The organism is Trabulsiella odontotermitis, from assembly GCF_001297775.1.
Lineage (GTDB): Bacteria > Pseudomonadota > Gammaproteobacteria > Enterobacterales > Enterobacteriaceae > Trabulsiella > Trabulsiella odontotermitis.
The window spans coordinates 75,127-101,319 of the sequence record NZ_LIFX01000012.1; the positions used below are offsets into that span (position 1 = coordinate 75,127).

The window sequence follows — 26,193 nt, forward strand, 5'->3', positions numbered from 1 at the left end:
TTTCTTAGCGCTGAGCTTCGCCGCCCAGACCTTCGACCAGATTCTGAATCAACGCGGCCAGTTCGCCAGTCATCAGAATGAAATCCGCATCAAAGCGCTGGGCGTAATCTTCGCGGTCGATGTCGTCGTTCTGATCGCGCAATTCATCGCTGAACTTCAGGCGCTTCAGGGAACCATCGTCGCAAAGCACAAACTGGATGCGCTGCTGCCAGTCGAGCGCCAGTTTGGTCACTACTTTACCGGCTTCGATATGCACGGCGATTTCGTCGCTGACCAGATCCTGTTTTTTCGCGCGGATCACGCCGCCATCTTCCAGCATCGCTTTCAGTTCGGCTTCGTCCAGTAGCTGGAACCCCTGCGCGACCGTACCGGAACGCACCCACTCGGTCAGCGTCAGTTCAATCGGGTTTTCCAGCGACAGCGGCACCACCGGCAGCGAGCCGAGGGTTTTGCGCAGCAGGGCGAGGGTGTCTTCGGCTTTCTTCGCGCTGGCGCAGTCGACCATGATCAGCCCGTTGACGGTATCAATCCACATCATGGTCTGGCTGAAGCGGCTGAATGCGCGCGGCAGCAGCGTGTGGAGCACTTCGTCTTTCAGGGAATCTTTTTCGGTTTTCTTCAGCTTGCGGCTCTGCTCGGCTTCCAGCTTCTGGATTTTGGCTTCCAGCGCCTGTTTAATCACCGGCGAGGGGAGGATCTTCTCCTCTTTACGCGCGCAGATGACAATCTGGCCATTCGCCGTGTGCGTCAGTGCGTCACTGTTGTGTGAACCCATCGGCGGTACCCAGCCCGTTTTTGCCATATCCTGGCTACCGCAGGGGGTGAATGCCAGTCCGGCTAACTGTTTCTCCATCTCTTCAGCACGCAGCGTGATGTCGCGGCTGAGACGGTAAACCATTACATTTTTGAACCACAGCATGTTAATTTCCACGGCATTGTTTGAAACCAGCGGGCATGATAGCGAATTGTCGCTACGCTTGCATTGTTAATCCGGACCAGGGGAGCGTTCTGTGCGTATAGGCATTGATTTAGGCGGTACCAAAACCGAAGTGGTGGCGCTCAGCGATCAGGGGAAACAGCTTTATCGTCATCGCCTGCCGACACCACGTGATGACTATCATCAGACCATCGAAACCATTGCGACGCTGGTGGCGATGGCAGAAAAAGAGACCGGCCAGCAGGGCACCGTCGGCATGGGCATTCCTGGCTCTATTTCGCCCTACACCGGCGTGGTGAAAAACGCCAACTCCACCTGGCTTAATGGAAAACCGTTTGATAAGGATCTCAGCCAGCGCCTGAATCGTGAAGTGCGTCTGGCGAACGACGCCAACTGCCTGGCCGTCTCAGAAGCGGTGGACGGCGCGGCGGCTGGCGCGCAAACGGTCTTCGCGGTAATTATTGGCACCGGCTGCGGCGCGGGTGTGGCGATCAACGGTCGGGCGCATATTGGCGGTAACGGCACGGCGGGCGAGTGGGGGCATAACCCGTTGCCGTGGATGGACGACGACGAGTTGCGTTACCGCGCGGAAGTACCGTGCTACTGCGGGAAACAGGGTTGCATTGAGACCTTTATTTCCGGCACCGGGTTTGCCACCGATTATCAGCGGATGAGCGGTCAGGCGCTGAAGGGCAATGAAATCATGCGTCTGGTTGAGGAGCAGGATCCGGTCGCGGAGCTGGCGCTCAGCCGCTACGAACTGCGGCTGGCGAAGTCACTGGCGCATGTGGTGAATATCCTCGACCCGGACGTGATCGTCCTTGGTGGCGGCATGAGCAATGTGGATCGTCTGTACAAAACCGTGCCGGGGCTGGTGAAAAACTGGGTGTTTGGCGGCGAGTGTGAAACCCCGATCCGCAAAGCGGTACATGGCGATTCCAGCGGCGTGCGCGGCGCCGCCTGGTTGTGGCCGCTGTAACCTCACATACTGCGACAATTACTTGTAGGCCCGGCAAGCGTAGCGCCCCGGGCTGGCATTCACTCCACCGCGAAGGTTTTATCCAGCCTGCTGTAACCCAGACCGTTAATTTTCTTCACTTTGATCTGCACCGGAATGCGCTCTTTCATCGCCTCAACGTGACTGATGACGCCGATGATTTTGCCGCTGGCATTCAGCGCATCGAGCGCATCAAGCGCGGTGTCCAGCGTTTCGCTGTCCAGCGTGCCAAACCCTTCATCAAGAAACAGGGAGTCGATCCGCGTTTTGTGGCTGACCAGATCGGAAAGCGCCAGTGCCAGCGCAAGGCTGACGAGGAAACTCTCGCCACCGGACAGCGTGCGGGTATCGCGCACCGCATCGGCCTGCCAGGTATCGACCACTTCCAGCTCCAGCGCGTCACTGGCCTTGCGCTGCAACAGGTAGCGGCCATGCAGGCGGGTCAACTGATGATTCGCCAGCCACACCAGATTATCGAGCGTCAGCCCCTGGGCAAATTTGCGGAACTTATCCCCCTCTTTTGAGCCGATCAGCGCATTGAGCCAGCTCCAGTCCTCTACCTGCTGCGTGGCCTGCGCGATTTGCTCCATCAACGCCTGCTGATGTTGCCGGTTGTCGGCGTCCTGCTTCAGTTGCTGGCGAATTTCCCCCTGTAGTGAGGTGTTTTCCCGCAGTTGTTGCACGACGTGCTGCACCTGTTGCTGTAACTCGTCGAGCGGTCGTGCGGCATCCAGCGCGGCGGGCGGTGTTTGCCGGTGTTGCTGTAGCGCCGTTTGTGCCTGCTCTGCCAGCGTCTGTCCCTGCTGAACGGCTTTTTCCAGTTGCGCTTTCAACTGCTCCAGCGTCTGGCGGGTGTTTTCATCAAGCAAGGCCGCCAGAAAAGCCGGTTGATCGGCAAACGGGCTGGCGGCGAGCGCGTCGGTAAACTGTTTCTGCAACGCGGTCAGCCGTTCATTTTCCAGCGCTTCCTGCTGCTGACGCGTTTGCCACTGGCTGTGCAACGACACACAGTCATGATGCACCTGCTGCCAGCCATCAAGCGGCGCAGGCTCCAGCGTCTCTTCCGTCTCAGGTTTCGGCAGCGTTTCCAGCAGCGGAACCAGCGAGTTACGCTGTTGCTGGAGCGTCTGTTGCTCCGTTTGCTGCGCCTGCCACTGGCGGGCATCTTCACTGCGCGCCGCCAGCCAGTGCGTTTCTTCACCCGCGGCGGGCAATGTCAGGTTATACGGGCGGAGCGATTCATCGAGCGCCTGTAACCGAGCCTCACGATCCCGCGTCAACTGGTCATGTTGCTGCGCTAATTCGGTGATCTGATTCTGCAGACTGAGCCGCTGGCTTGCCTGCCAGAGCTGCTGCTCTTCATCGTCCTGCTGTTTCAGCCAGCCGGCGATATCATCGGCGGGCGACAGCGTGATCTGCAGTTCGCCGGTCACCTGCTGCCATTGCGCCGTCAGTGCATGCGTTTGCTGATGCAGGGCGTCCGCCTCCTGCGTGTCGCTTTGCGTCTGTTTCTGCAACGCCTCCAGTTGCCCCCGTAACGCGGCGCCTTCCTCTTTCAACTGATTGACTTCACGCTCCAGCGCATCGCGGCGGGCCTGATTCACGCCGGGAACAATGGCCTGATATTCCGCCACGGCCGGATGTTCCGTTGAACCGCACAGCGGGCAGGGCTGCCCGGCCTGCAGACGCGCGCGCTCTGCTTCCAGCTTCACAATGGTCGCTTCCTGTTCGCACAGGGTACGCACGTCAATGTATTGCTGGTGCTTCTCTTTATAGTGCTGACGGCGTTGTTGCAGCAGGGTTTCCCTCTGCGCCTGTTCGTTCTGCCGCGCGATTAACCCCGTCTGCAACCTTTGCAGGCGCTGTTGCAGTGGTAAAAACTGACCGTGCAGGGCAGAGAGTTGCTGACGTTGTGGCCGCAGAGCGCTGTGCTGTGCCAGGGCTTGCGCGAGGGCATCGGCATCTAGCGTCAGGCCGGAATCCGGCAGCGCCTGGCGTTTTTGCTCCAGTTCATGCTGTTTTTGCCGCAACGAGGCGAGCTGCGCGCCATCCCGCGTGAGCTGAGAAAAGGTGGCCTGCCAGCCGCTCAGCACATTTGCCAGCTGGCGAAAATGCTCGTGCTGCCCGATCCAGTCAGCGACGCGTTTTTCCTGTTCGAGCAAAGCGCTATGCTGCTGTTCGGCGCTGCGCCAGATGCGGTCACGCAGACGCAGCGAGGCATGTAAGCGAGTATTTACTTCTTCGCTCTGCCGACGGGTATCGGCGACCGTGGCTGTCTGCTCCTGCAGGCGTGTCCACAGCGGGCGTAACTGTTCGGCTGGTTGAGCGCGGGTCAGGGTTTCCAGTTGTGGCTGCGCCGCCGCTAATGCCTGTTGCGCGTCGCGTAAGCGGGTCTGGCTAAGCTGCTGCTCATTTTCCAGCTCCTGCTGACGGGTAAGCCACTGAAGTTGCGTCTGCAGTTGCACCTGGGCGGTCAGAGTCTGCTGTTCTTCCGTAGTAAGCGCCTGCAAACGTTGCTGCAACGCCTGCTGTTGCTCGTCGCTGAGCATCTGCACGCCGGATGCCTGCGCCTGCCATTTTTCCAGTTCGGTACGGGCGTTTTTATGCTTTTCGAACACCATCGCCGAAATTTGCCCATAGATTTCCGTGCCGGTCAGCTCTTCGAGCAGTTCTGCCCGCTCTTTGGGTTTCGCATTCAGGAAGGCGGCGAACTGCCCCTGCGACAGCAGCATTGAACGGGTAAAGCGACCGTAATCCAGCCCGGTCAGCGAGGCGGTCAGATCCAGCTTGTCTTTGACTTTATCCGCCAGAATTTTGCCGTCTTCGCTGCGGGCCAGTTCCACGCGCGGCGCCTGTAAATTGCCGTCCGGCTGATTGCGGGCGCGGTTCTGACTCCAGAACGCACGGTAACTGACGCCTTTAACTTCAAACTCCACCTCCGCCAGACACTCGGCGGTGTCGCGGGTCATCAGATCGTTTTGCGATTGCGAAACCGTGTTCAGGCGCGGGGTTTCGTGGTAGAGCGCAAGGCAGATGGCGTCCAGCAGCGTGGTTTTCCCGGCGCCGGTCGGGCCGGTAATGGCAAACAAACCGTTGCTGGCGAACGGCTCGGCGGTGAAGTCAATTTTCCATTCACCCTTGAGTGAGTTGATGTTTTTAAGCCGCAGACTGAGGATTTTCATACGTTTTCCTCCCCGGACAGGCTGTGCAGGGTTTCATCAAACAACTGCCGCAAGCGCGCCTGTTGATCCTCTTCCAGTGTTTCCAGCGCCAGGCGACGGGCAAACACCTCTTCCACCCGCAGTTCGCTCAGGGTTTCACGCTTCTCGCTGGCGATGATCCGCTCCCGCTGTTCGCGACTGCGGCGGATCAGCAGCACCTCTACCGGTAAATCTTCGGTGAGGGTCTGTATTTTACGTTGCAGATCGTGCAGGTATTCGTCGCTGCTGATTTCGATATCCAGCCACACCGGCACGGTTTCCGTGCGGTTGCGCCACTCGCCAAGTTGAGCACTGATACTGGCGAAATCCCCTTTGATCACCGCCAGCGGTTGCGTTACCGGTACTTCCAGCGTATCAACCTGCGCCAGTTTGCCGTCGCTGAAGCTCACCAGGTGAACACTTTTGCGTTTTCCGGTTTCGTCAAAGCTGAGAGCAATCGGCGAGCCGCAGTAGCGGATATGCTCGCTGCCGCTGATCTGCTGCGCGCGGTGAATATGCCCGAGGGCGATATAGTCGGCGGCGGGGAAATTCTGCGCCGGAAAGGCGTCGAGCGTGCCGATGTAGATATCGCGCACCGCATCGCTTTTACTGGCGCCGACGGTGGTGAGATGGCCACTGGCGATAATCGGCAACGCACGGTCACCGCGCAGCGCAACCGCCTGCTGGTGTTGCTGATGATAGTAGTCGGTGATGGCCGCCAGCAGATGTTGCTGTTTTTCGCTGCCGGAATGCCCGGCCTGACTGGTGACGATATCGCGCGGGCGCAGGAAGGGCACCGGGCAGAAAATTGCCCCCACTGTGCCGTCGCGGCGCGTCAGTTCAAAAGGGGCGCAGCCCGCGCTGGCAACCACTGTTGTATTCAGAAAAGCGAGAATATCGCGCGATTCATTCAGCGTGGCGACAGAGTCATGGTTGCCCGCAAGCACCACCAGATGGCAGCCGCTTTTCTGGAGCTTCACGACAAAGCGGTTATAGAGTTCGCGCGCATAGCTTGGCGGCGAACCGGTATCAAAAATATCGCCTGCAACAATAATGGCATCAACCTGTTTTTCTTCTGCGGTCAGCAGCAGCCAGTCAAGAAAAGCCTCGTGTTCGGCAGCACGGCTCTTGCTGTAAAAGTTCTGGCCAAGGTGCCAGTCCGAGGTGTGGATGATGCGCATAGCAGGTCCTTAGCAGAAAAGCGTAATGCCGATTATAAACATTCAACGAGGGCGGGGTCGACGAGTGTCATAATCTCCTGGAGTGACTATCATAAGACGGTCATCTTTTCATAAATCTGTCATAAATCTGACGCATAATGGCGCCGCACTCTATAATTGCTACTAAAAAATACAGGGTAAATAATGGCGAGACGAATTCTGGTCGTTGAAGATGAAGCACCTATCCGCGAGATGGTTTGCTTCGTGCTGGAGCAAAATGGCTTTCAGCCAGTTGAGGCCGAGGATTATGACAGTGCAGTGAATCAACTCAACGAACCCTGGCCTGATTTGATTCTGCTTGACTGGATGTTGCCGGGCGGCTCGGGGCTTCAGTTCATCAAACATATGAAACGCGAAGCGATGACGCGTGAGATCCCCGTCGTCATGCTGACAGCGCGTGGCGAAGAAGAAGATCGTGTGCGCGGGCTGGAAACCGGCGCTGACGATTACATCACCAAACCCTTTTCTCCGAAAGAGCTGGTGGCCCGTATTAAGGCCGTAATGCGCCGTATTTCACCGATGGCGGTGGAAGAGGTGATTGAAATGCAGGGGTTAAGTCTTGATCCCACCTCGCATCGCGTTATGACCGGCGAAAACCCGCTTGATATGGGGCCTACCGAATTTAAGCTCCTGCACTTCTTTATGACACACCCGGAACGTGTTTACAGTCGCGAACAATTGTTAAATCATGTCTGGGGCACCAATGTGTATGTTGAAGACCGGACGGTCGACGTTCACATTCGTCGTTTACGTAAGGCGCTGGAACTGAGCGGTCACGATCGCATGGTTCAAACCGTTCGCGGTACGGGCTATCGTTTTTCTGCTCGTTTCTAAAAATTTGACAGGAGTAGACCCGTGCTGGAACGGCTGTCATGGAGAAGGCTGGCGCTTGAGCTGATCTTGTGTTGTATCCCGGCGTTCATTCTGGGGGCTATTTTTGGTTACCTGCCGTGGTTTTTACTGGCGGCGGTGACAGGGCTGTTAATCTGGCATTTCTGGAATTTACTCCGCCTTTCCTGGTGGCTTTGGGTTGACCGTAGCATGACGCCACCACCGGGGCTGGGTAGCTGGGAGCCGCTGTTATACGGTCTGCATCAGATGCAGATGCGTAATAAAAAGCGGCGCCGCGAGCTGGGAAGTCTGATCAAACGCTTTCGCAGCGGTGCGGAATCGCTGCCGGATGCGGTCATCCTTACCACCGAAGAGGGCACCATGTTCTGGTGCAACGGCCTGGCGCAGCAGGTGCTGGGGTTACGCTGGCCCGACGACAGCGGGCAAAACATTCTTAACCTGCTCCGTTATCCCGAATTTGCCCACTATCTTAAACTTCGTGATTTCTCAAAGCCGCTGAATCTGGTGCTCAATACCGGGCGGCATCTGGAAATTCGCGTGATGCCATACAGCGAGCAACAGTGGTTGATGGTGGCGCGCGACGTCACCCAGATGCATCAACTGGAAGGTGCCCGGCGTAATTTTTTCGCCAACGTCAGCCATGAGTTGCGCACGCCGTTGACGGTGTTGCAGGGATATCTCGAAATGATGCAGGAGCAGACGCTGGAAGGCCCGCTGCGCGATAAAGCCCTGCATACCATGCGCGAGCAAACCTACCGGATGGAAGGGCTGGTCAAACAGTTGCTGACGTTATCGAAGATTGAAGCCGCGCCGAAAATGGCGCTGAACGACCGTATTGACGTGCCGATGATGCTGCGCGTGGTGGAGCGTGAAGCGCAAACCCTCAGCCAGCAGAAGCACATCCTCCATTTTGAGGTGGATGATTGTCTGCAGGTGATGGGCAACGAAGAACAGTTACGCAGCGCGATTTCAAACCTGGTGTATAACGCTATCAATCACACCCCGCCCGGTACCGAGATCACCGTGCGCTGGGAGCGGGTGATGCATGGCGCGCAGTTCAGCGTGGAGGATAACGGTCCGGGGATTGCGGTGGAGCATATTCCGCGTCTGACCGAACGTTTCTACCGGGTGGACAAAGCCCGTTCGCGACAAACTGGCGGCAGCGGTCTGGGGCTGGCGATTGTGAAGCATGCGATCAGCCATCACGACAGCCGTCTGGATATTGAAAGTACCGTCGGCAAAGGCACGCGTTTTAGCTTTATCCTGCCGGAACGTTTGATTGCCAAAAAAGCCGGATAATCCTGGCGTTGTCAGCTTTTCTTTCCGGGACCAGCGCAGGCTGGTCCTTTTTATTTGCAGCTGATCGTAAATCTGATGGATTAATATGCGTCTGATGTTTTTTTGTTCGCATGATTAGCCATAAGTTTTTTGTCTGGCTGGCGTAAAACGCTATGCCTGAAATTACTATCAGCATAATCATCTGGTTTCGAGATCCCTTCTTGCTTTAAAACGTTATAAGCGTTTAAATTGCGCCCTTGCAGACTTTTACACACTGCATTCGCGTGGTAATTCGAAAAACAATTCTTCGCTGCGCGTATTCGGGAGAATATCCCGCTGAGTTACCTGTTTATTGCCGCGGTATTATCCCATCGGGAAAAACGCGAACAGTGACATTTTTACAACACCACATCCACAGGCAGTCAGACACTATGACCCATCAGTTAAAATCACGCGACATCATCGCCCTGGGCTTTATGACCTTTGCGTTGTTTGTTGGCGCTGGCAACATTATTTTCCCTCCTATGGTGGGTTTGCAGGCAGGCGAACACGTCTGGATGGCGGCAATCGGCTTCCTGATTACGGCAGTGGGTCTGCCGGTACTGACGGTAGTCGCGCTGGCGAAAGTCGGCGGTGGTGTGGACAGCCTCAGCACGCCGATTGGTAAAGTGGCGGGTGTGCTGCTGGCGACCGTTTGCTATCTGGCTGTCGGCCCGCTGTTCGCCACACCGCGTACGGCGACGGTCTCCTTTGAAGTGGGGATTGCGCCGCTGACCGGCGATGGCACGATGCCGCTGTTCATCTACAGTCTGGTCTATTTTGCGCTGGTGATCCTCGTGTCGCTCTATCCTGGCAAGCTGCTGGATACCGTCGGCAACTTCCTGGCGCCGCTGAAGATTATCGCGCTGCTGATCCTCTCCATTGCCGCTATCGTCTGGCCTGCCGGGCCGATCAGCCACGCGCTGGAAGCCTACCAGACCGCGCCGTTCTCCAACGGTTTTGTGAATGGTTATCTGACGATGGATACGCTGGGGGCGATGGTCTTCGGTATCGTTATTGTTAACGCCGCCCGTTCGCGCGGTGTCACGGAAGCGCGTCTGCTGACCCGCTACACCATCTGGGCCGGTCTGATGGCCGGTGCCGGTCTGACGCTGCTTTACCTGGCGCTGTTCCGTCTCGGCTCTGACAGCTCGCTGCTGGTTGATCAGTCCGCCAACGGTGCCGCCATTCTGCATGCGTATGTTCAGCACACCTTCGGTGGCGCGGGTAGCTTCCTGTTAGCGGCGCTGATTTTCATCGCCTGTATGGTCACCGCCGTGGGCCTGACCTGTGCTTGTGCAGAGTTCTTTTCACAGTATCTGCCGTTCTCCTACCGCACGCTGGTGCTGGTGCTGGGTGTGTTCTCGATGGCGGTGTCCAACCTGGGCCTGAGTCATTTGATTCAGATTTCCATTCCGGTGCTGACGGCCATTTATCCGCCGTGCATTGCGCTGGTGGTCCTGAGCTTCACCCGCAACTGGTGGCACGGCACCACCCGCGTGATTGCGCCGCCGATGTTTATCAGCCTGATTTTTGGTATCCTTGACGGCGTTAAGGCGTCTGCCTTTGCGGATATGCTGCCGGGCTGGACCGCGCGTCTGCCGCTGGCGGAGCAGGGGCTTGCCTGGTTGATGCCGACGATGGTGATGGTCGTGCTGGCCGTTATCTGGGATCGCGCCGCTGGCCGTCAGGTAACGTCGAACGCCCACTGATCCGGCGCAGACAGAGTTAATGAACCACGGAGAGTCAAACTCCGTGGTTTTTGTTTTTGATAATTTGGCATTTTTGGCAGTGGAGTCGATGGAAAGTACAAATAAGCTAAAACGCGGGTTGAGCACGCGCCACATTCGCTTCATGGCGCTCGGATCCGCGATTGGTACGGGGCTTTTTTATGGTTCGGCTGACGCCATCAAAATGGCCGGTCCGAGCGTGCTGCTGGCGTATATCATTGGCGGTGTCGCCGCTTACATCATCATGCGTGCGCTGGGCGAAATGTCGGTGCACAATCCTTCCGCCAGTTCTTTTTCGCGCTATGCACAGGAAAACCTCGGCCCGCTTGCCGGGTACATCACCGGCTGGACCTACTGTTTCGAAATTCTGATCGTGGCGATCGCGGACGTCACCGCCTTCGGCATCTATATGGGCGTCTGGTTCCCGGCTGTACCGCACTGGATCTGGGTGCTGAGCGTGGTGCTGATCATCTGCGCGATCAACCTGATGAGCGTGAAGGTATTCGGCGAGCTGGAATTCTGGTTCTCCTTCTTTAAAGTCGCCACCATTATCATCATGATTGTCGCCGGTTTCGGTATCATCATCTGGGGTATCGGCAACGGCGGGCAGCCTACCGGTATTCACAATCTCTGGAGCAACGGCGGCTTCTTCAGCAACGGCTGGCTGGGAATGGTGATGTCGCTGCAAATGGTGATGTTCGCCTACGGCGGGATTGAGATCATCGGTATTACTGCCGGTGAAGCGAAAGATCCGGAGAAGTCGATTCCGCGAGCAATTAACTCAGTGCCGATGCGTATTCTGGTGTTTTATGTCGGCACGCTGTTTGTGATCATGTCGATTTACCCCTGGAATCAGGTGGGCACCAACGGCAGTCCGTTCGTGCTGACCTTCCAGCACATGGGCATTACGTTCGCGGCCAGCATTCTCAACTTTGTGGTGCTGACGGCGTCGCTCTCCGCCATTAACAGTGATGTGTTTGGCGTCGGTCGTATGCTGCACGGCATGGCGGAACAGGGCAGCGCGCCGAAGGTATTTGCCAAAACCTCGCGCCGTGGCATTCCGTGGGTGACGGTACTGGTGATGACCCTTGCGCTGCTCTCCGCGGTATATCTCAACTACATCATGCCGGAGAACGTGTTCCTGGTTATCGCTTCGCTGGCGACCTTTGCCACCGTCTGGGTGTGGATCATGATCCTGCTGTCGCAAATCGCTTTCCGTCGTCGTCTGCCGCCGGAAGAGGTAAAAGCGCTGAAATTCAAAGTGCCGGGCGGCGTTGCGACCACCGTGGTTGGCCTGCTGTTCCTGGTCTTTATTATCGCGCTGATTGGCTATCACCCGGATACCCGCATTTCGCTGTACGTCGGCTTCGCGTGGATTGTCCTGCTGCTGATTGGCTGGGGCGTTAAAGCGCGTCGTCAGCGTCAGCTCGCAGAAAATCACTGATTTTTATCGCCCCTTTCTCAAACGGGAAAGGGGCGAATTTCTCCTCCCCCGGGCTCCTCCCCCCAATAAACCGCTTAATGATGAGTTATCCTCTCCACTGCTATGGCATGGTGAAAGTATTTTGTAATGAGGGGATCTGACGATGTTGAAGGCCTGGCATCTTCCTGTTGCGCCGTTTGTGAAAGCGCACCAGGATCGGCTGTCGATTACGCTGTGGCTGCGTGGTGACAATCTTCCGACACGGATAACGTTGCGTGCTGAACAGGATAACGAAGAACTGACGCTGCCGATGCACCGCCTGCGGCGCTCACCGCACAATGGCGTGGTGGCCTGGCGAGGGGAAATCGATCTCACTCAGGGGCAGCCCCGTCGCCGCTATAGCTTTAAACTGCTGTGGAATAACCGTCAGTTGTGGTTTTCGCCGCAGGGTTTCAGCCGCTTTCCACCTGCGAAGCTTGAACAGTTTGCCATCGATCTCCCTGATTACGGCCCACAATGGGTGGCTGAACAGGTCTTTTATCAAATTTTCCCCGACCGTTTTGCCCGCAGCCAGTCACGCCAGCACGTGCGGGATGCTACGCTGCGCGACTGGGATGCGCCGCTCACTGCTGAGGGCGCCGGGTCGACGTTTTATGGCGGCGATCTCGACGGCATCAGCGAAAAACTGCCTTACCTGAAAACGCTGGGCGTCACCGCGCTTTATCTGAATCCGGTTTTCACCGCGCCGAGCGTGCATAAATACGACACGAAAGATTATCGCCACGTCGATCCGCAGTTTGGCGGCGATGAGGCGCTGCTGCGCCTGCGGCACAATACGCGACAGGAAGGTATGCGGCTGATCCTCGACGGCGTTTTTAACCACAGCGGCGAGTCGCACCCCTGGTTCGACCGGCATCAGCACACCGACAGCGGGGCGTGTCACCAGCCGGACTCCCGCTGGCGCGACTGGTACAGTTTCTCCGACGAGGGCCGCGCGCTGGACTGGATGGGCCATCCGACCCTGCCGAAGCTGGACTATCGCTCGCCGACGCTGGCGGAGGAGATCTACGGTGGCGAAGACAGCATTGTTCGTCACTGGCTGAGAGAACCGTGGCAGATGGACGGCTGGCGTCTTGATGTGGTGCACATGCTGGGCGAATCCGGCGGTGCGAAAAACAATTTGCAACATGTTGCGGGGATCACCCGCGCGGCCAAAGAAGCGCAACCGGACGCTTATGTGTTCGGCGAGCATTTTGGTGATGCCCGCCAGTGGTTGCAGGCCGACGTGGAAGACGCAGCCATGAACTATCGCGGTTTTACGTTTCCGCTATGGGGTTTTCTCGCCAATACCGATATCTCTTACGATCCGCAGCAACTCGACGCCCAGACCTGCATCGCGTGGATGGAAAACTATCGCGCCGGGTTATCTCATCAGCAGCAGTTGCGGATGTTTAACCAGCTCGACAGTCATGACACGTCGCGCTTCAAAACGCTGCTCGGCAAGGACGTGGCGCGGTTGCCACTGGCAGTGGTCTGGCTGTTTACCTGGCCTGGCGTTCCCTGCATTTACTATGGTGATGAAGTCGGGCTGGACGGCAGCAACGATCCGTTCTGCCGCAAGCCGTTTCCGTGGGAAAAGCGTCAACAGGACGGGAACCTGCTGGCGCTTTATCAGCGCATGGCGAAACTGCGTAAGAGCAGTAAACCGTTGCGCGATGGTGGCTGCCATGTGGTGTATGCCGAAGACAACGTGGTGGTATTCCTGCGCGTCTGGCAGCAGCAGCGCGTGCTGGTTGCGATCAACCGCGGCGATGCCTGTGAAGTCGTGCTGGAGAAAACGCCGCTGATGGTGGTCAACGCGTGGCAAAACCGCGAAGGAAAAGGCGTTATCCACGACAATATCCTGACGCTGCCGTCGATTTCCGCCACGGTGTGGAGCGGCAGTTAAGCGTAGAGTTCGCTGAGTGTATCGCCGTTTAATAACGCGTCGAGCCACCAGCGTTGCGCCAGTCCATCCGTTTGATTGCGCCAGGCCATATAGGCGACATCTTTTTCACGAAAGGAGAGCACGTTCTTTTCCACCAGCTCACCTTTTTCCAGCCATGGGCGGGCGATATGGCGCGGTAAAAAACCGCAGCCCAGTCCAGCCCGTAACAGCGTCACTTTGCTGTGGAAATCATCGACGCGGATTTGAGGCTGTTCGTCCATCAGGTTGGTATTGATGGGACGACAACTGCGGGCGCTGTCGCTGATGATCACCGCCCGATGCAAACACAGTTGTTCGTTGGTTAATGGTGATGACAGGGACGCCAGCGGATGACCCGGGGCGACTACAAACACATTATCCAGTGTTCCAAGCATCTTGTAGGACCAGGCGGCGGAGGTCGGCGGTTCGTTGATGGCGCCAAGAATGATGTCGGCGCCATGATGGGTCAGCGACTCCCAGGCTCCCGCCAGGGTGTGGTGTGTAATGTTTAGCCGTGTCTGCATGTTGAGGGCATAAAAGGCGTCGATCACCGGTAGCAACGAATCAAAGGGGAAGGAGGCATCAAGCGCAATCGCCAGCTCTTTTTCCCAACCAGCGTTGAGCTGTATCGCCTGTTTTTCCAGATCTTTCGCCGCTGACAGCAACAGCCGTCCTTTTTCCAGTACCATTCGCCCGGTATCGGTAAATTTTGCCCGGTGACCAGAACGATCGAGCAGGGTAATGTTTAAGTCGCTCTCCATTTTTTGAATCATGTAACTTAGCGCAGCAGGCGTTTTAAACAGGGACTCAGCCGCTGTGGCGAAGGTTCCATGTTTTTCCAGTGCATCGAGGATAAGTAGCACATCAAGGTTTATTCGCATAACGCATCACCGATTATCCAGAACCCGTCATTTTTTACCGAAAGCTGACCATCAATGCCAGTGAATAATTTAGAAACCACTGGCGCAATTTTTTGACGTTTTTCCTGAATAATTAATAACTCCTGATTTCTATTGCTAAATAATGCTACCAGATCCTCAAAGAATTTCTTTAATAACTCATTAAAAATTTCCCGCTATACTCAAGTGACTTTCTCGGTCACGATAAGCTTGTTCACGGCAGTTACCCATTACGTTATTTAATATCTTGATTGTTAAGGTGAAAATATGTCTATTCGCGAGCTTATCAACCCTGAGAATTCTGCACTTATCTTTATTGACCACCAGCCGCAAATGGCATTTGGCGTTGCTAATATTGATCGTCAGACGCTGAAAAATAATACTGTGGCACTGGCGAAGGCCGGTAAAATATTCAATGTGCCGGTCATTTATACTTCAGTGGAAACAAAAAGCTTCAGCGGCTATATCTGGCCGGAATTGCTGGCGGTGCACCCTGACGTCAAACCGATTGAACGTACTTCAATGAACTCCTGGGAAGATGCGGCGTTTGTTAACGCGGTAAAAGCGACCGGGCGGAAAAAATTAGTAATCTCAGCGCTGTGGACCGAGGTCTGCCTGACTTTCCCTGCGCTGATGGCACTCGATGCCGGTTATGAAGTGTATGTCGTGACCGATACGTCCGGTGGTACTTCTGTGGATGCGCATGAGCGCGCTATTGACCGCATGGTACAGGCGGGCGCTGTGCCAGTTACGTGGCAGCAAGTGCTGCTTGAGTACCAGCGTGACTGGTCACGCAAAGAAACCTATGACGCGGTGATGGATCTGGTCCGCGATCACAGTGGCGCTTACGGTATGGGTGTCGATTATGCCTACACGATGGTGCATGGCGCGCCTGAGCGCAAAGCGTAATGACCCGGCGGGGCGACAGTCCCGCCACTCACAATAGCAAGGGATCTTTCACTATGTCGCAGAAGAAACACGTCACACTGGTCATCACGCATGCACTGGATCAAGCCCATGCTGAGCAGTACGAACAGTGGCTGGGCAAAATTATGCCGATTGCGGCGGAATATCCCGGACACCTCGGCGCCAACGTGATTCGCCCTGCTGCAGGGCAGAACTTGTGGAATATTATCATCCGCTTCGACACTCTGGAGCACCTTTACGGCTGGACGCAGTCGGAAACCCGCAAGCAACTGGTGGATGAAATTACACCGCTGCTCACCGAGGGTGATCGTACCGAAATTCGCACCGAAGCCGCCTTCTGGTTCACGCCACCTGAGCCGAATGTGCGTCGGCCGCCACAGTGGAAACAGTTCCTTATCACATTACTGGTGATCTTCCCCAGCACCAACCTGGTGCCATGGCTCACCGGTCTGCTTTTCCCTTCGCTGAAAGGGACCTTGCTGTTGCATTTCATTAACGATGCCTGCGTGGTGGCGTTGGTTGTCTGGCTGTGGATGCCCATCGTGACCCGCTTGTTTGCCGGATGGCTGAAAAAAGCCTGACCTGAATTCTGGAGATTACTATGTCTCAAACTGCCACATTGATCCTGACGCATGGACAGATCCATACCCTTGATCGCGCCACACCGCTGGTGGAAGCGGTGGCCATTGCGAACGGTAAAATTCTCGCCACAGGCACGCACGATCAGATGATGACCTGGGCGGCCGGGGGAACGCAGATTGTCGATCTAAAAGGGCATACGGTGATCCCGGGCCTGAATGACTCGCACCTGCACTTAATCCGCGGCGGGCTGAATTATAACCTTGAGTTGCGCTGGGAAGGCGTGCCCTCACTGGCGGATGCGCTGCGGATGCTTCGTGAGCAGGCTGCCCGCACGCCGTCGCCGCAGTGGGTGCGCGTGGTGGGCGGCTGGAGCGAATTTCAGTTTGCCGAGCGCCGGATGCCAACCATTGAGGAACTGAATGATGCTGCGCCAGACACGCCCGTATTTGTGCTGCATCTTTATGATCGGGCGTTGCTCAACCGTGCGGCGCTAAAGGCGGTCGGTTACACCAAAACGACGCCGGATCCGGCGGGTGGTGAAATCGTGCGTGATGCGAACGGGAATCCGACCGGTATGTTGATCGCGAAACCGAACGCGATGATCCTCTACGCCACGCTGGCGAAAGGGCCGAAATTGCCACTGGAGTTGCAGATCAACTCCACACGCCAGTTTATGCGCGAACTGAATCGTCTGGGATTAACCAGTGCGATTGATGCGGGTGGTGGTTTCCAGAACTACCCGGAAGATTACGAAATTATTGAGCAACTGCATACGAACGATCAGATGACGGTTCGCATTGCCTATAACCTGTTTACCCAGCGTCCGAAGCAGGAACTGGATGATTTTGAGCGCTGGACCGACATGCTTAAACCGGGGCAGGGTACCGATTTCTATCGTGCCAACGGTGCCGGTGAAATGCTGGTCTTTTCCGCTGCCGATTTTGAAGATTTCCTGCAGCCGCGGCCCGATCTGCCGCAGGGCATGGAAGATGAACTGGAGCGCGTCGTGCGCCACCTTGTTGAGCATCGCTGGCCGTTTCGTCTCCATGCTACCTATGACGAATCCATCAGCCGCATGCTTGATGTATTTGAAAAGGTAAACCGCGATATTCCGTTCAATGGTCTGCACTGGTTCTTCGACCATGCAGAGACCATTTCCGCGCGCAATATCGAGCGCGTCAGGGCGCTGGGCGGCGGTATCGCCGTACAGCATCGCATGGCGTTTCAGGGCGAATATTTTGTCGATCGCTATGGTAAAGAGGCAGTAAAACACACGCCGCCAGTGGCTAAAATGCTGGAGCTTGGGGTGCCGGTAGGGCTGGGCACCGATGCCACCCGAGTCGCGAGTTATAACCCGTGGACTGCGCTCTACTGGCTGGTATCAGGGCGTACCGTCGGCGGAATGGCGATGTACGACGACAATAACCGCCTGCCGCGCGAAGTGGCGCTGGAACTGTGGACGGCGGGTAGCGCCTGGTTCTCCAGTGAGCAGGGCAAGAAGGGGCGCATTGTGAAAGATCAGCTCGCCGATCTGGTGGTGTTGTCGAAGGACTATTTCAGCGTGCCTGAAGAAGAGATCAAAGGCATTGAGTCTGTGCTGACGGTGGTCGATGGCAAAGTCGTTTATGCCGCAGGGCATTTTAGCCCGCTGTCGCCTCCCGCCATCCCGGTACTGCCGGACTGGTCGCCAGTGGTGAAGGTGCCGGGTCATTATCGCTCAGCACCGCCAGCCGCGACAAAAGTGGGTGCTGTCGTTCAGATGCATCAGTGTATTGGTAGTTGCGGCGTTCACGGACATCAACACGAGGTCGCCCGGAACTCTGGCATCCCAGTATCAGACGAACAGGCGTTTTGGGGCGTTCTCGGGTGTTCCTGTTTCGCGTTTTAACGTCCTTCCCCGGCGGACATCGGTTCGCCGGTTTTTCCCTTGCCTTTGCCGAAATTTTTTCTGATTTTCACCACATTTGCGTGGATATCTCGTGCAAATGATGCATTCTGTGCCACTGTAATGGAACTGCATACAGTGAAGGTGAAAACATGGATGAACTTCTTTTCCTTGGCTGCGTAATACTGTTTTTCGTGCTGGTGGTGGTGCCAGCGCTTGCCATTATCGCCTTCAGGCGAAGCGGAACCTTGCGGGATGAACTGGCGATGCTGCGCCGCCGTGTTGAACAACTCGAGCAACAGAAGCCCGAGCCTGTCCCGGTTCAGAAGCCTGCAACGGTTATACCGGCGGTACCTGTGCAGAAGGCGGAACCCGCACCGGTCCCCGTGACGCCAAAAACCGTGGCCGCAAAACCCGCCCAGCCGGAAAAACCTTCGGCATTTGGCGGTATCGTCACCTCGCTGGCGCGCTGGTTTATGCAGGGCAATCCGCTGGCGAAACTGGGGATTATCCTGCTGTTCCTTGGGCTTTCCTTCCTGATCCGCTATTCCGTTGAACATCAACTTCTTTCCCTCGAGTTGCGGCTGACATTAACGGCGCTGGCAGCGGTGGGTCTGCTCGCCTTTGGCTGGTTTCTGCGCCATAAACAGCGGGTCTATGCGCTGATCCTGCAGGGCGGCGGTACGGGCGTGCTTTATCTGACAGTTTTTGGCGCATTCCGGCTCTGGGACATGTTACCGGTCTCGCTGGCGTTCGGCTTGCTGGTGCTGATTTGTGCCACCAGCGTCGGGCTGGCTATTCTGCAAAAGGCGCTCAGTCTGGCGATGCTGGCGAGTCTTGGTGGATATCTGACGCCACTGCTGCTCTCCACCGGAAGCGGGAATTATGTGGCACTTTTCTCGTTTTATCTGTTGCTCTCGGTCGGTATTCTCGCCATCAGCGTATGGCAGCACTGGCGCGAACTGAATCTTCTGGGGCTGCTGTTTACTTTTGGTATCGGTACCCTGTGGGGCGTTAAATCCTGGCAGCCCGAGTATTACCTCAACAGCCAGCTGTTCCTGATCGCCAATATTCTGCTGTTTGGAGTGTTGAGCGTGGTGCTGTCGTTGCGCGCGCAGAGCCACGGTCAGCGGGTGGTTGACGGCATTCTGCTGTTCGCCCCGCCGCTGGTGGGCTATGGCCTGCAATACGGCATCACGCAGCATATGGCATACGGCCCGGCGCTGAGCGCGCTGGCTTATGGCGGCGTCTATATGCTGCTCGCCTGGCTGGCGCTTAAACGTTTTTCTATCGGTGGCAAACCGCTGGTACTGGCGGCGCTGGCGCTCGGCGGTGCTTTCGCAACCCTGGCGATCCCACTGGCGCTCTCTGCGCGCTGGACCGCGATGGCCTGGGCGCTGGAAGGCGTTGGGGTGCTGTGGCTGGGTGTCCAACAGCAACAAAGGCGCATGAGTTTCAGCGGCACAGCGCTGCTGGTGCTGGCGCTGGGGAGCGCGATAACCGCCTTCATGCAGCCTTCAGGTGCGCTCACCATGATGATGATTTCGCTGGTGATGAGCGCCTGCTGGCTGGTGGCGGCATGGCTGTGGCGCTCGCTGCGCCGCGAAGTGAGCCGGGTGTTGCTGGCTGGCGGGATCATTTTCTGGATCGTTGCACTTTATCAGGCGGCCGAACTGTTGCTGGAGCACGCGCCTTATGTTTATGCAGCGACGCTGGCGCTGCTCGCCGTTTCCGCCTGGATCTGGCGCTACGGTGGGATCAGCCTGGCATGGGCAGAGGCGGGCTACGCGAAATGGCTGCTGTGGCCTGCGATATTGTTATTGCTCGCTTATCAGATAAGACACGGCGGCATTATCACCGCGGGCCGGGAGAGTCTGGTATGGCTGGTGGCGTTGCCTTCCGCCATCCTGCTGTTGCGCCGGGATGACGCAGCGCTGCGACGCATTGTTTCGCAGGGGCTGCATTTGTCACTCTTCTGGATGCTGTTGCTGGCGCTGGGCCATGAGCTTTTCTGGTTTGTCCGGGCGTTGCCGTGGGGGATGGACGCCTGGATGAGCGGCCTCGTCATGGCGGCGGGCGGTCTCACCGTTATGCTGGTGGATATCGCCCTTCGTCGTCAGCACTGGCCGTTCCGCGTCTGGCCTGATCTGTATGGCGCGCTGGCGATGGCGCCTGTGGCCGTTGTGTTGCTGCTGTTGCTGATGGTGGCGAATGTCCAGGACGGTGTGGTATTCCAGCAGCGTTATCTGCCGCTGATTAACCCGCTGGAAGAGGGCGCGGCGTTCGCACTGTTAGGGCTGCTGGTATACAGCCGTTTCCCGATATCGCGCTTCCCGCGTCAGGTCGCCGTTTTCCGTCGCGTCATGAAGGTCGTGCTATTGGCGCTCAGTTTCTGGTGGCTGAACGGGGTGCTGTTGCGTGCGCTGGCGCATTTTGGCGGGCTCCCGTGGTATATGGAAAGCCTGTGGCATTCACGCCTGGTTCAGACAACGTTCGCTCTGTTCTGGATGCTGACCGCGCTGATTGTCATGCTGCGCGCCACCCGTCGCGCGTCCCGTTACGAATGGCTTAGTGGCGCGGTGCTGCTGGGGGTAGTGATTATTAAACTGATGCTGGTGGACAGCGCGCGTGGCGGCGGGCTGGCTCGTGCCATTGCATTTATTGGCGTGGCGGTGCTGGTCCTGATTATCGGCTACTTTTCACCTTTACCGCCAAGGGCGGAACCGGTCAAAAAAGCAGGAGAAGAACAATGAAATGGATGAAACGCGTCGTGCTGGGTGTGGCGCTCAGTGCTGCGATACCTGCGTTTTGTGCTGAAGCGCCTGCGGAAACGCCAGGAGATTACGCCTTTGGCATGACGCTGGAGACCCCGTCGTCCGCGCCCTGGTTTCGCATTGATTTGCCCACGCAGGTCTACCAGCAGACGGCCTGGCCGGACATGCGCGATGTGCGCGTCTTTAACCAGCAGGGTGAAACGGTGCCTTTTTCGGTGGTGGTGCAGAAAACAGCTGTCGCCACCCCGGAGGCCATTCCATTGCGTGTTTTTCCGCTGACCGCGGCGCCGTTCAGCGTCAATACAGATAACCGACGCGCATCAGAAACCATGGTGCTTCGCTCGTCGGGCGGTCTGGAGGTGCATCTGCAAAGCGAGGATGCCAGAAATGCCGGGCAGAGCTATTTACTGGCGTTGCCTGATGAATCAAAAACCTCACGCTATATTTCACAACTCCAGCTCGACTGGAAAACCCCCGCCGGCAACTGGCAGGGGAAAGTCTCACTCTATACCAGCCACGATCTGGACGACTGGAGGTTGCAGGATGAGCCAGCGACGCTGATGGATCTGACCAGCGGTACCGACCGCCTGAAGCTGGATCGTCTCAGTCTTTCAACCCGGTTGTCGTCAGACGGTACACGTTATCTGCTGCTGATTTTTGCCGATCAAACCCCGCCGCTGACCCTCACCGGCGCATCGGCGCTGCCACGTAACCAAGACTCTGAAAACGATCAGGTTGTGCTGCAAAGTACAGGAAACCGGGTGTCGGAAAACGAAGCGATTTACCAGTGGTCACAGCCGCAGCCGCTGACCTCGATTGCTTTCGCACTGGAACAGGGTTCGGTGCTGCCAGTGGAGCTTGCCTGGCGCGGGACGGAAAAAGACGCGTGGCAGCCCTTAACGAAGCAGATGCTTTATTCGCTGGATAACCGCAGTTCAGAGCCGTTCCCGATGCAGGAAAGGGTGGTGCAGGCGATACGCCTGACGACGGTGAATGCCCATCTGCCGGAGACGCTGCCGGACATTTCCGGTCGTCGTGATCAGTTAACGCTGGTCTTTAATGCGCAGGGCAAAGCGCCTTATATGCTTGCCTGGGGAAATGGCGCGGCAGAACCGGCCAGCATCGCAATGAATATGCTGATCCCGGAAGCGCTGGAGAAAGCCTGGCCGCTGGAGGCGATTCCACGGGCGGATGCGCTGGAGCCGGTTACGCTGGGTGGTGAAGCACGGCTGACGGCAACGTCGAAAGCGGAACGCGCCAGCCAGTGGCAGACGATGTTAGTGTGGGGCGCGTTAATTGTCGGCGTCGTGCTGTTGACTGGTATGGCGTGGCGGATCTGGCGGGAAGTGAAACATAAAGCGGAATAACAGGCACAAAAAAGGCTCGCGATGCGAGCCTTTTCGTTAACGTCGCCGATTACAGGCTGGAGACGTTTTCGCTCAGGTACTTGGCAACGCCGTCCGGAGACGCGTTCATGCCTTCTTTCCCTTTTTCCCACTGTGCCGGGCACACTTCACCGTGCTCTTCGTGGAACTGCAGGGCGTCAACCATACGCAGCATTTCGTCGATGTTACGGCCCAGCGGCAGGTCGTTAACTACCTGATGGCGCACGATGCCGTTTTTGTCGATCAGGAAAGAACCACGCAGGGCAACACCTTCGTCCGGGTGTTCGATGCCGTAGGCTTTCTGGATTTCGCGCTTAACGTCAGCAACCATTGCGTATTTCACTGCACCGATGCCGCCTTTGTCGACAGGGGTGTTGCGCCATGCGTTGTGGACGAATTCAGAGTCGAAAGAAACACCAACGACTTCAACGCCGCGTTTCTGGAATTCTTCGTAACGTTTGTCAAATGCGATCAGTTCAGACGGGCAAACGAAGGTGAAGTCCATCGGCCAGAAGAACACAACCGTTGCTTTACCATTGGTATGTTGTTTGAAGTTGAATTTTTCAACAATTTCGCCGCTACCAAGAACAGCCGCAGCAGTAAAGTCAGGAGCCGGACGAGTAACCAGAACCATAGGGTTCTCCTTTACATTTATAAGGTTAATGGAACGCAACGCGGGCCAGTATAGAGAGTGGTATTGGTAAGCTCAACGTGATGCTGACAATCAATGAGACAGGTTTTACCTATCAATCGATTTTAAAAAACACCTGTACGATATCGAATTTGTGATAAAGCGCAAGTTTTAAAGTGCTCTTTTTCTCGCCTGCGCCATCATGCGCGGATAAAACTGCCAGAATCGGTTTTCCAGGTCGTCGTAATGCGTATCCAGATCATGCCAGGAGTCACGCAGGGCGTCCAGCCGTGGGCGACGGCTTGCCATGCCGTTTAACACGCGCTGAATAAATTCCATTTCACGATAGCGTTCGAGCCAGCGTTCCGACCACAGATAGTCGTTCAGATTAATAAACCGCGGCGGGGAATCCGGCAGGATCACGCTGACCTGCGCATGGGCATAGCGCACGAATTCCGCCAGTGGCATCTCCGGCGATAGCTGTTCCCAGTGGCGGGACAGAAAATGATCCCACATCACGTCCAGCGTAATCGGCGCCACGCGGCGCGTCTGCGGGCGAAACCATTCGCGCGCTTCTTTCACTTCCGGCAGGTTGTCGGTCAGTACGTCGATGCGGCGATGCATATGGATACCGTCCACCACGTCAACCGGGTAGAGCTCGTCCGGGTTACCGCGCACAAAGTCGGCAAGAAGATTGCCGGACAGCGAGCTGTTGGCAAGGTGGGCGAGATGTAAATGTGCAAGAAAATTCATGAGTATCTCTGTCCGGTAGCGGCTAAGTGTTGCAGCGAAGGGGCGCGGGCACTAGACTAAGCCGCCTGTTTTTAAGTCACGAGTCTACGTCATGCGTGTTGCCGATTTCTCCTTTGAGTTGCCCGAATCCCTGATTGCCCACTATCCACAGCCTGAGCGCAGTAGCTGCCGCTTGTTATCGCTGGATGGGCCGACAGGCGCGCTGACGCACGGTACTTTCACCGATTTGCTCGACAAGCTCAACCCCGGCGATCTGCTGGTCTTTAATAATACCCGCGTGATCCCGGCGCGCCTGTTTGGCCGTAAAGCCAGCGGCGGCAAGATTGAAGTGCTGGTCGAACGTATGCTCGATGATAAACGTATTCTGGCACATATTCGCGCCTCAAAAGCGCCCAAACCCGGCGCGGAACTGCTGCTGGGTGACGATGAAAGCATTAATGCCACGATGGTGGCCCGCCACGGTGCGCTGTTTGAAGTGCAGTTTAACGACCCGCGCCCGGTGCTGGATATCCTCAACAGCATCGGCCATATGCCGCTGCCGCCGTACATTGACCGCCCTGACGAAGATGCTGACCGCGAACTCTATCAGACGGTCTACAGCGAAAAACCGGGTGCGGTCGCCGCGCCGACAGCAGGCCTGCATTTTGATGAACCGCTGCTGGCGCGTCTGCGCGAGAAAGGCATTGAGATGGCGTTTGTGACTTTGCACGTTGGCGCAGGCACCTTCCAGCCAGTGCGGGTCGACAGCATCGAAGAGCACATCATGCACTCCGAATATGCCGAGGTGCCGCAGGACGTGGTGGATGCGGTGCTGGCGGCGAAAGCGCGCGGCAATCGCGTGGTGGCGGTGGGCACCACTTCCGTGCGTTCGCTGGAGAGCGCGGCGCAGGCGGCAAAAGATATGCTGATAGCGCCGTTCTTTGGCGACACGCAGATTTTTATCTATCCGGGTTATCAGTATCAGGTGATCGACGCGCTGGTCACCAATTTCCATCTGCCTGAATCGACGCTGATCATGCTGGTTTCCGCCTTTGCGGGCTATCAGCACACCATGCAGGCGTATCAGGAAGCGGTGAAGACGAAATATCGCTTTTTTAGTTACGGTGATGCGATGTTTATCACGTACAATCCGCAAGCCATTACTGAACGTGTCGGGGAATAATGCCGCGGCACAGGTTTAATCATCAGACTGTCTCTCTGATGCAGGAGAAATGTAGTGAAATTTGAACTGGATACCACCGACGGACGCGCACGCCGTGGCCGCCTGGTGTTTGATCGTGGCGTAGTGGAAACGCCCGCTTTTATGCCTGTAGGTACGTACGGTACCGTTAAAGGCATGACGCCGGAAGAAGTTGAAGCGACCGGCGCGCAAATCATTCTCGGCAATACCTTCCACCTCTGGCTGCGTCCGGGGCAGGAGATCATGAAACTGCATGGCGATCTCCATGATTTCATGCAGTGGAAAGGGCCGATCCTCACCGATTCCGGCGGTTTCCAGGTGTTCAGCCTCGGCGATATTCGTAAGATTACCGAGCAGGGCGTGCATTTCCGTAATCCGATCAACGGTGACCCGATTTTCCTCGATCCTGAAACTTCGATGGAAATTCAGTACGATCTTGGTTCCGACATCGTCATGATTTTCGATGAATGTACACCGTACCCGGCGGACTGGGATTACGCTAAACGTTCAATGGAAATGTCCCTGCGCTGGGCGAAACGCAGCCGCGACCGCTTTGACGGGCTGGGCAACAAAAATGCGTTATTCGGCATCATCCAGGGCAGCGTTTACGAAGATTTACGTGATATCTCCGTCAAAGGTCTGGTAGAGATTGGCTTTGATGGCTACGCTGTCGGCGGTTTGGCTGTTGGTGAGCCGAAGGCAGATATGCATCGCATCCTTGAACATGTTTGCCCGCAGATCCCGGCAGATAAACCGCGATACCTGATGGGCGTGGGTAAACCGGAAGACCTGGTGGAAGGTGTTCGTCGCGGCATTGATATGTTCGACTGCGTCATGCCGACGCGCAATGCCCGCAATGGTCATCTTTTTGTCACCGATGGGGTGGTGAAAATCCGTAACGCCGTACATAAAAGCGACACCAGCCCGCTCGATGCCGAGTGTGATTGCTATACGTGTCGCAATTATTCGCGCGCTTACTTGCATCATCTCGACCGTTGCAACGAAATATTGGGCGCACGTCTCAATACCATTCATAACTTGCGCTACTATCAGCGCTTAATGGCTGGTTTACGCAAGGCTATTGAAGAGGGTAAATTAGAGAGCTTCGTGGCCGATTTTTACCAACGACAGGGTCGACCCGTTCCACCTTTGAACGTTGATTAATTTTAATAATGAGGGAATTTGAATGAGCTTTATTATTTCTGATGCGGTAGCGGCAACCGGAGCACCGGCGCAGAGCAGCCCGATGTCTCTGATCCTGATGCTGGTGGTTTTCGGTCTGATCTTCTACTTCATGATTTTACGCCCACAGCAGAAACGTACTAAAGAGCACAAAAAGCTGATGGACTCCATTGCCAAAGGTGATGAAGTGCTGACCAACGGTGGTCTGGTTGGCCGCGTAACCAAAGTGGCTGAAAATGGCTACATTGCTATCGCGCTGAACGACACCACTGAAGTGGTTATCAAACGTGACTTCGTAGCCGCCGTTCTGCCGAAAGGCACGATGAAGGCGCTGTAATTTTTCGTTTTCCCAA

General features: G+C 56.5%; 20 protein-coding genes. 14 read left to right on the forward strand and 6 right to left on the reverse strand.

What is annotated here, in order from left to right; translation table 11 throughout:
- Nucleotides 1-4: 4 nt before the first annotated feature.
- Nucleotides 5-919 (reverse strand): recombination-associated protein RdgC, encoded by a 915-nt coding sequence (gene rdgC / locus AOY23_RS16490; RefSeq protein WP_054180504.1) that lies wholly within the window; start codon nt 917-919, stop codon nt 5-7.
- 91 nt (nt 920-1,010) lie between these two features.
- Between rdgC and mak the strand changes: the two genes are divergently transcribed.
- Nucleotides 1,011-1,916: a fructokinase gene (gene mak, locus AOY23_RS16495; protein WP_054180503.1), complete on the forward strand. Its 906-nt coding sequence runs from the start codon at nt 1,011-1,013 to the stop codon at nt 1,914-1,916.
- A gap of 59 nt (nt 1,917-1,975) precedes the next feature.
- Here the strand turns inward: mak and sbcC are convergent, their stop codons facing one another.
- Both sbcC and sbcD read right to left on the reverse strand, forming a co-directional pair.
- Nucleotides 1,976-5,116: an exonuclease subunit SbcC gene (gene sbcC, locus AOY23_RS16500; protein ID WP_054180502.1), complete on the reverse strand. Its 3,141-nt coding sequence runs from the start codon at nt 5,114-5,116 to the stop codon at nt 1,976-1,978.
- A complete protein-coding gene (gene sbcD, locus AOY23_RS16505; RefSeq protein ID WP_054180501.1) occupies nt 5,113-6,315 on the reverse strand; it encodes an exonuclease subunit SbcD in 1,203 nt (400 codons plus the stop codon). The genes sbcC and sbcD overlap by 4 nt, the downstream gene beginning before the upstream one ends.
- Before the next feature lie 183 nt (nt 6,316-6,498).
- Here sbcD and phoB point away from each other — a divergent pair, with 183 nt between their 5' ends.
- The 5 genes from phoB to malZ all read left to right on the forward strand — a co-directional run bounded on the left by phoB (nt 6,499) and on the right by malZ (nt 13,624).
- Nucleotides 6,499-7,188 carry a phosphate response regulator transcription factor PhoB gene (phoB, locus tag AOY23_RS16510; protein WP_038155175.1) on the forward strand — a complete coding sequence of 230 codons (690 nt, stop codon included), beginning with the start codon at nt 6,499-6,501 and terminating at the stop codon, nt 7,186-7,188.
- Between the two features lie 21 nt (nt 7,189-7,209).
- The gene (gene phoR / locus AOY23_RS16515; protein WP_054180500.1) at nt 7,210-8,505 is read left to right on the forward strand and encodes a phosphate regulon sensor histidine kinase PhoR; all 1,296 of its coding nucleotides are present in this window, start codon (nt 7,210-7,212) and stop codon (nt 8,503-8,505) included.
- Between the two features lie 410 nt (nt 8,506-8,915).
- Entirely contained in the window at nt 8,916-10,235 is a 1,320-nt protein-coding gene (gene brnQ / locus AOY23_RS16520; protein ID WP_054180499.1) for a branched-chain amino acid transporter carrier protein BrnQ, read from the forward strand.
- Between the two features lie 88 nt (nt 10,236-10,323).
- Nucleotides 10,324-11,697 carry a proline-specific permease ProY gene (gene proY, locus AOY23_RS16525; RefSeq protein ID WP_054180570.1) on the forward strand — a complete coding sequence of 458 codons (1,374 nt, stop codon included), beginning with the start codon at nt 10,324-10,326 and terminating at the stop codon, nt 11,695-11,697.
- Between the two features lie 142 nt (nt 11,698-11,839).
- Nucleotides 11,840-13,624 carry a maltodextrin glucosidase gene (gene malZ, locus AOY23_RS16530; RefSeq protein WP_054180498.1) on the forward strand — a complete coding sequence of 595 codons (1,785 nt, stop codon included), beginning with the start codon at nt 11,840-11,842 and terminating at the stop codon, nt 13,622-13,624.
- Here malZ and AOY23_RS16535 read toward each other — a convergent pair.
- Nucleotides 13,621-14,523: a LysR substrate-binding domain-containing protein gene (locus AOY23_RS16535; RefSeq protein ID WP_054180497.1), complete on the reverse strand. Its 903-nt coding sequence runs from the start codon at nt 14,521-14,523 to the stop codon at nt 13,621-13,623. The two genes, malZ and AOY23_RS16535, sit on opposite strands and share 4 nt — an antisense overlap.
- A 285-nt stretch (nt 14,524-14,808) precedes the next feature.
- Here AOY23_RS16535 and AOY23_RS16540 point away from each other — a divergent pair, with 285 nt between their 5' ends.
- From AOY23_RS16540 to AOY23_RS16560, 5 genes are all read left to right on the forward strand, one after another.
- Nucleotides 14,809-15,450, forward strand: coding sequence for a hydrolase (locus tag AOY23_RS16540; protein WP_054180496.1), 642 nt, complete (start codon nt 14,809-14,811; stop codon nt 15,448-15,450).
- Between the two features lie 53 nt (nt 15,451-15,503).
- Nucleotides 15,504-16,049, forward strand: a complete 546-nt coding sequence (locus AOY23_RS16545) for an antibiotic biosynthesis monooxygenase (RefSeq protein ID WP_054180495.1) — start codon at nt 15,504-15,506, stop codon at nt 16,047-16,049.
- Between the two features lie 20 nt (nt 16,050-16,069).
- A complete protein-coding gene (locus AOY23_RS16550) occupies nt 16,070-17,938 on the forward strand; it encodes an amidohydrolase (RefSeq protein WP_054180494.1) in 1,869 nt (622 codons plus the stop codon).
- Nucleotides 17,939-18,087: 149 nt separating this feature from the next.
- Nucleotides 18,088-20,688 (forward strand): DUF2339 domain-containing protein, encoded by a 2,601-nt coding sequence (locus tag AOY23_RS16555; RefSeq protein WP_054180493.1) that lies wholly within the window; start codon nt 18,088-18,090, stop codon nt 20,686-20,688.
- A complete protein-coding gene (locus AOY23_RS16560; protein ID WP_054180492.1) occupies nt 20,685-22,076 on the forward strand; it encodes a DUF3999 domain-containing protein in 1,392 nt (463 codons plus the stop codon). The genes AOY23_RS16555 and AOY23_RS16560 overlap by 4 nt, the downstream gene beginning before the upstream one ends.
- A gap of 49 nt (nt 22,077-22,125) precedes the next feature.
- On the opposite strand, the gene AOY23_RS16565 is transcribed toward AOY23_RS16560, so the two are convergent.
- Nucleotides 22,126-22,728: a peroxiredoxin C gene (locus AOY23_RS16565; RefSeq protein WP_049855879.1), complete on the reverse strand. Its 603-nt coding sequence runs from the start codon at nt 22,726-22,728 to the stop codon at nt 22,126-22,128.
- Nucleotides 22,729-22,896: 168 nt separating this feature from the next.
- Nucleotides 22,897-23,478 (reverse strand): ACP phosphodiesterase, encoded by a 582-nt coding sequence (gene acpH, locus AOY23_RS16570; RefSeq protein WP_054180491.1) that lies wholly within the window; start codon nt 23,476-23,478, stop codon nt 22,897-22,899.
- Between the two features lie 91 nt (nt 23,479-23,569).
- Between acpH and queA the strand changes: the two genes are divergently transcribed.
- Genes queA through yajC form a run of 3 tightly spaced genes read left to right on the forward strand, consistent with a single transcriptional unit; the run spans nt 23,570 to nt 26,177 of the window.
- Nucleotides 23,570-24,640, forward strand: coding sequence for a tRNA preQ1(34) S-adenosylmethionine ribosyltransferase-isomerase QueA (gene queA, locus AOY23_RS16575; RefSeq protein ID WP_054180490.1), 1,071 nt, complete (start codon nt 23,570-23,572; stop codon nt 24,638-24,640).
- 54 nt (nt 24,641-24,694) lie between these two features.
- The gene (gene tgt / locus AOY23_RS16580) at nt 24,695-25,822 is read left to right on the forward strand and encodes a tRNA guanosine(34) transglycosylase Tgt (RefSeq protein WP_054180489.1); all 1,128 of its coding nucleotides are present in this window, start codon (nt 24,695-24,697) and stop codon (nt 25,820-25,822) included.
- Between the two features lie 22 nt (nt 25,823-25,844).
- The gene (yajC, locus tag AOY23_RS16585; protein ID WP_038155154.1) at nt 25,845-26,177 is read left to right on the forward strand and encodes a preprotein translocase subunit YajC; all 333 of its coding nucleotides are present in this window, start codon (nt 25,845-25,847) and stop codon (nt 26,175-26,177) included.
- Nucleotides 26,178-26,193: the final 16 nt, after the last annotated feature.

Bases quoted from the DNA above. Each gene is read 5' to 3' on its own strand.
- queA (WP_054180490.1), top strand. From the start codon at position 23,570: ATGCGTGTTGCCGATTTCTCCTTTGAGTTGCCCGAATCCCTGATTGCC.
- AOY23_RS16565 (WP_049855879.1), bottom strand. From the start codon at position 22,728: ATGGTTCTGGTTACTCGTCCGGCTCCTGACTTTACTGCTGCGGCTGTT.
- AOY23_RS16555 (WP_054180493.1), top strand. From the start codon at position 18,088: ATGGATGAACTTCTTTTCCTTGGCTGCGTAATACTGTTTTTCGTGCTG.
- AOY23_RS16540 (WP_054180496.1), top strand. From the start codon at position 14,809: ATGTCTATTCGCGAGCTTATCAACCCTGAGAATTCTGCACTTATCTTT.
- phoB (WP_038155175.1), top strand. From the start codon at position 6,499: ATGGCGAGACGAATTCTGGTCGTTGAAGATGAAGCACCTATCCGCGAG.
- brnQ (WP_054180499.1), top strand. From the start codon at position 8,916: ATGACCCATCAGTTAAAATCACGCGACATCATCGCCCTGGGCTTTATG.
- AOY23_RS16545 (WP_054180495.1), top strand. From the start codon at position 15,504: ATGTCGCAGAAGAAACACGTCACACTGGTCATCACGCATGCACTGGAT.
- yajC (WP_038155154.1), top strand. From the start codon at position 25,845: ATGAGCTTTATTATTTCTGATGCGGTAGCGGCAACCGGAGCACCGGCG.
- acpH (WP_054180491.1), bottom strand. From the start codon at position 23,478: ATGAATTTTCTTGCACATTTACATCTCGCCCACCTTGCCAACAGCTCG.
- AOY23_RS16550 (WP_054180494.1), top strand. From the start codon at position 16,070: ATGTCTCAAACTGCCACATTGATCCTGACGCATGGACAGATCCATACC.
- rdgC (WP_054180504.1), bottom strand. From the start codon at position 919: ATGCTGTGGTTCAAAAATGTAATGGTTTACCGTCTCAGCCGCGACATC.
- sbcD (WP_054180501.1), bottom strand. From the start codon at position 6,315: ATGCGCATCATCCACACCTCGGACTGGCACCTTGGCCAGAACTTTTAC.
- sbcC (WP_054180502.1), bottom strand. From the start codon at position 5,116: ATGAAAATCCTCAGTCTGCGGCTTAAAAACATCAACTCACTCAAGGGT.
- proY (WP_054180570.1), top strand. From the start codon at position 10,324: ATGGAAAGTACAAATAAGCTAAAACGCGGGTTGAGCACGCGCCACATT.
- malZ (WP_054180498.1), top strand. From the start codon at position 11,840: ATGTTGAAGGCCTGGCATCTTCCTGTTGCGCCGTTTGTGAAAGCGCAC.
- AOY23_RS16535 (WP_054180497.1), bottom strand. From the start codon at position 14,523: ATGCGAATAAACCTTGATGTGCTACTTATCCTCGATGCACTGGAAAAA.
- AOY23_RS16560 (WP_054180492.1), top strand. From the start codon at position 20,685: ATGAAATGGATGAAACGCGTCGTGCTGGGTGTGGCGCTCAGTGCTGCG.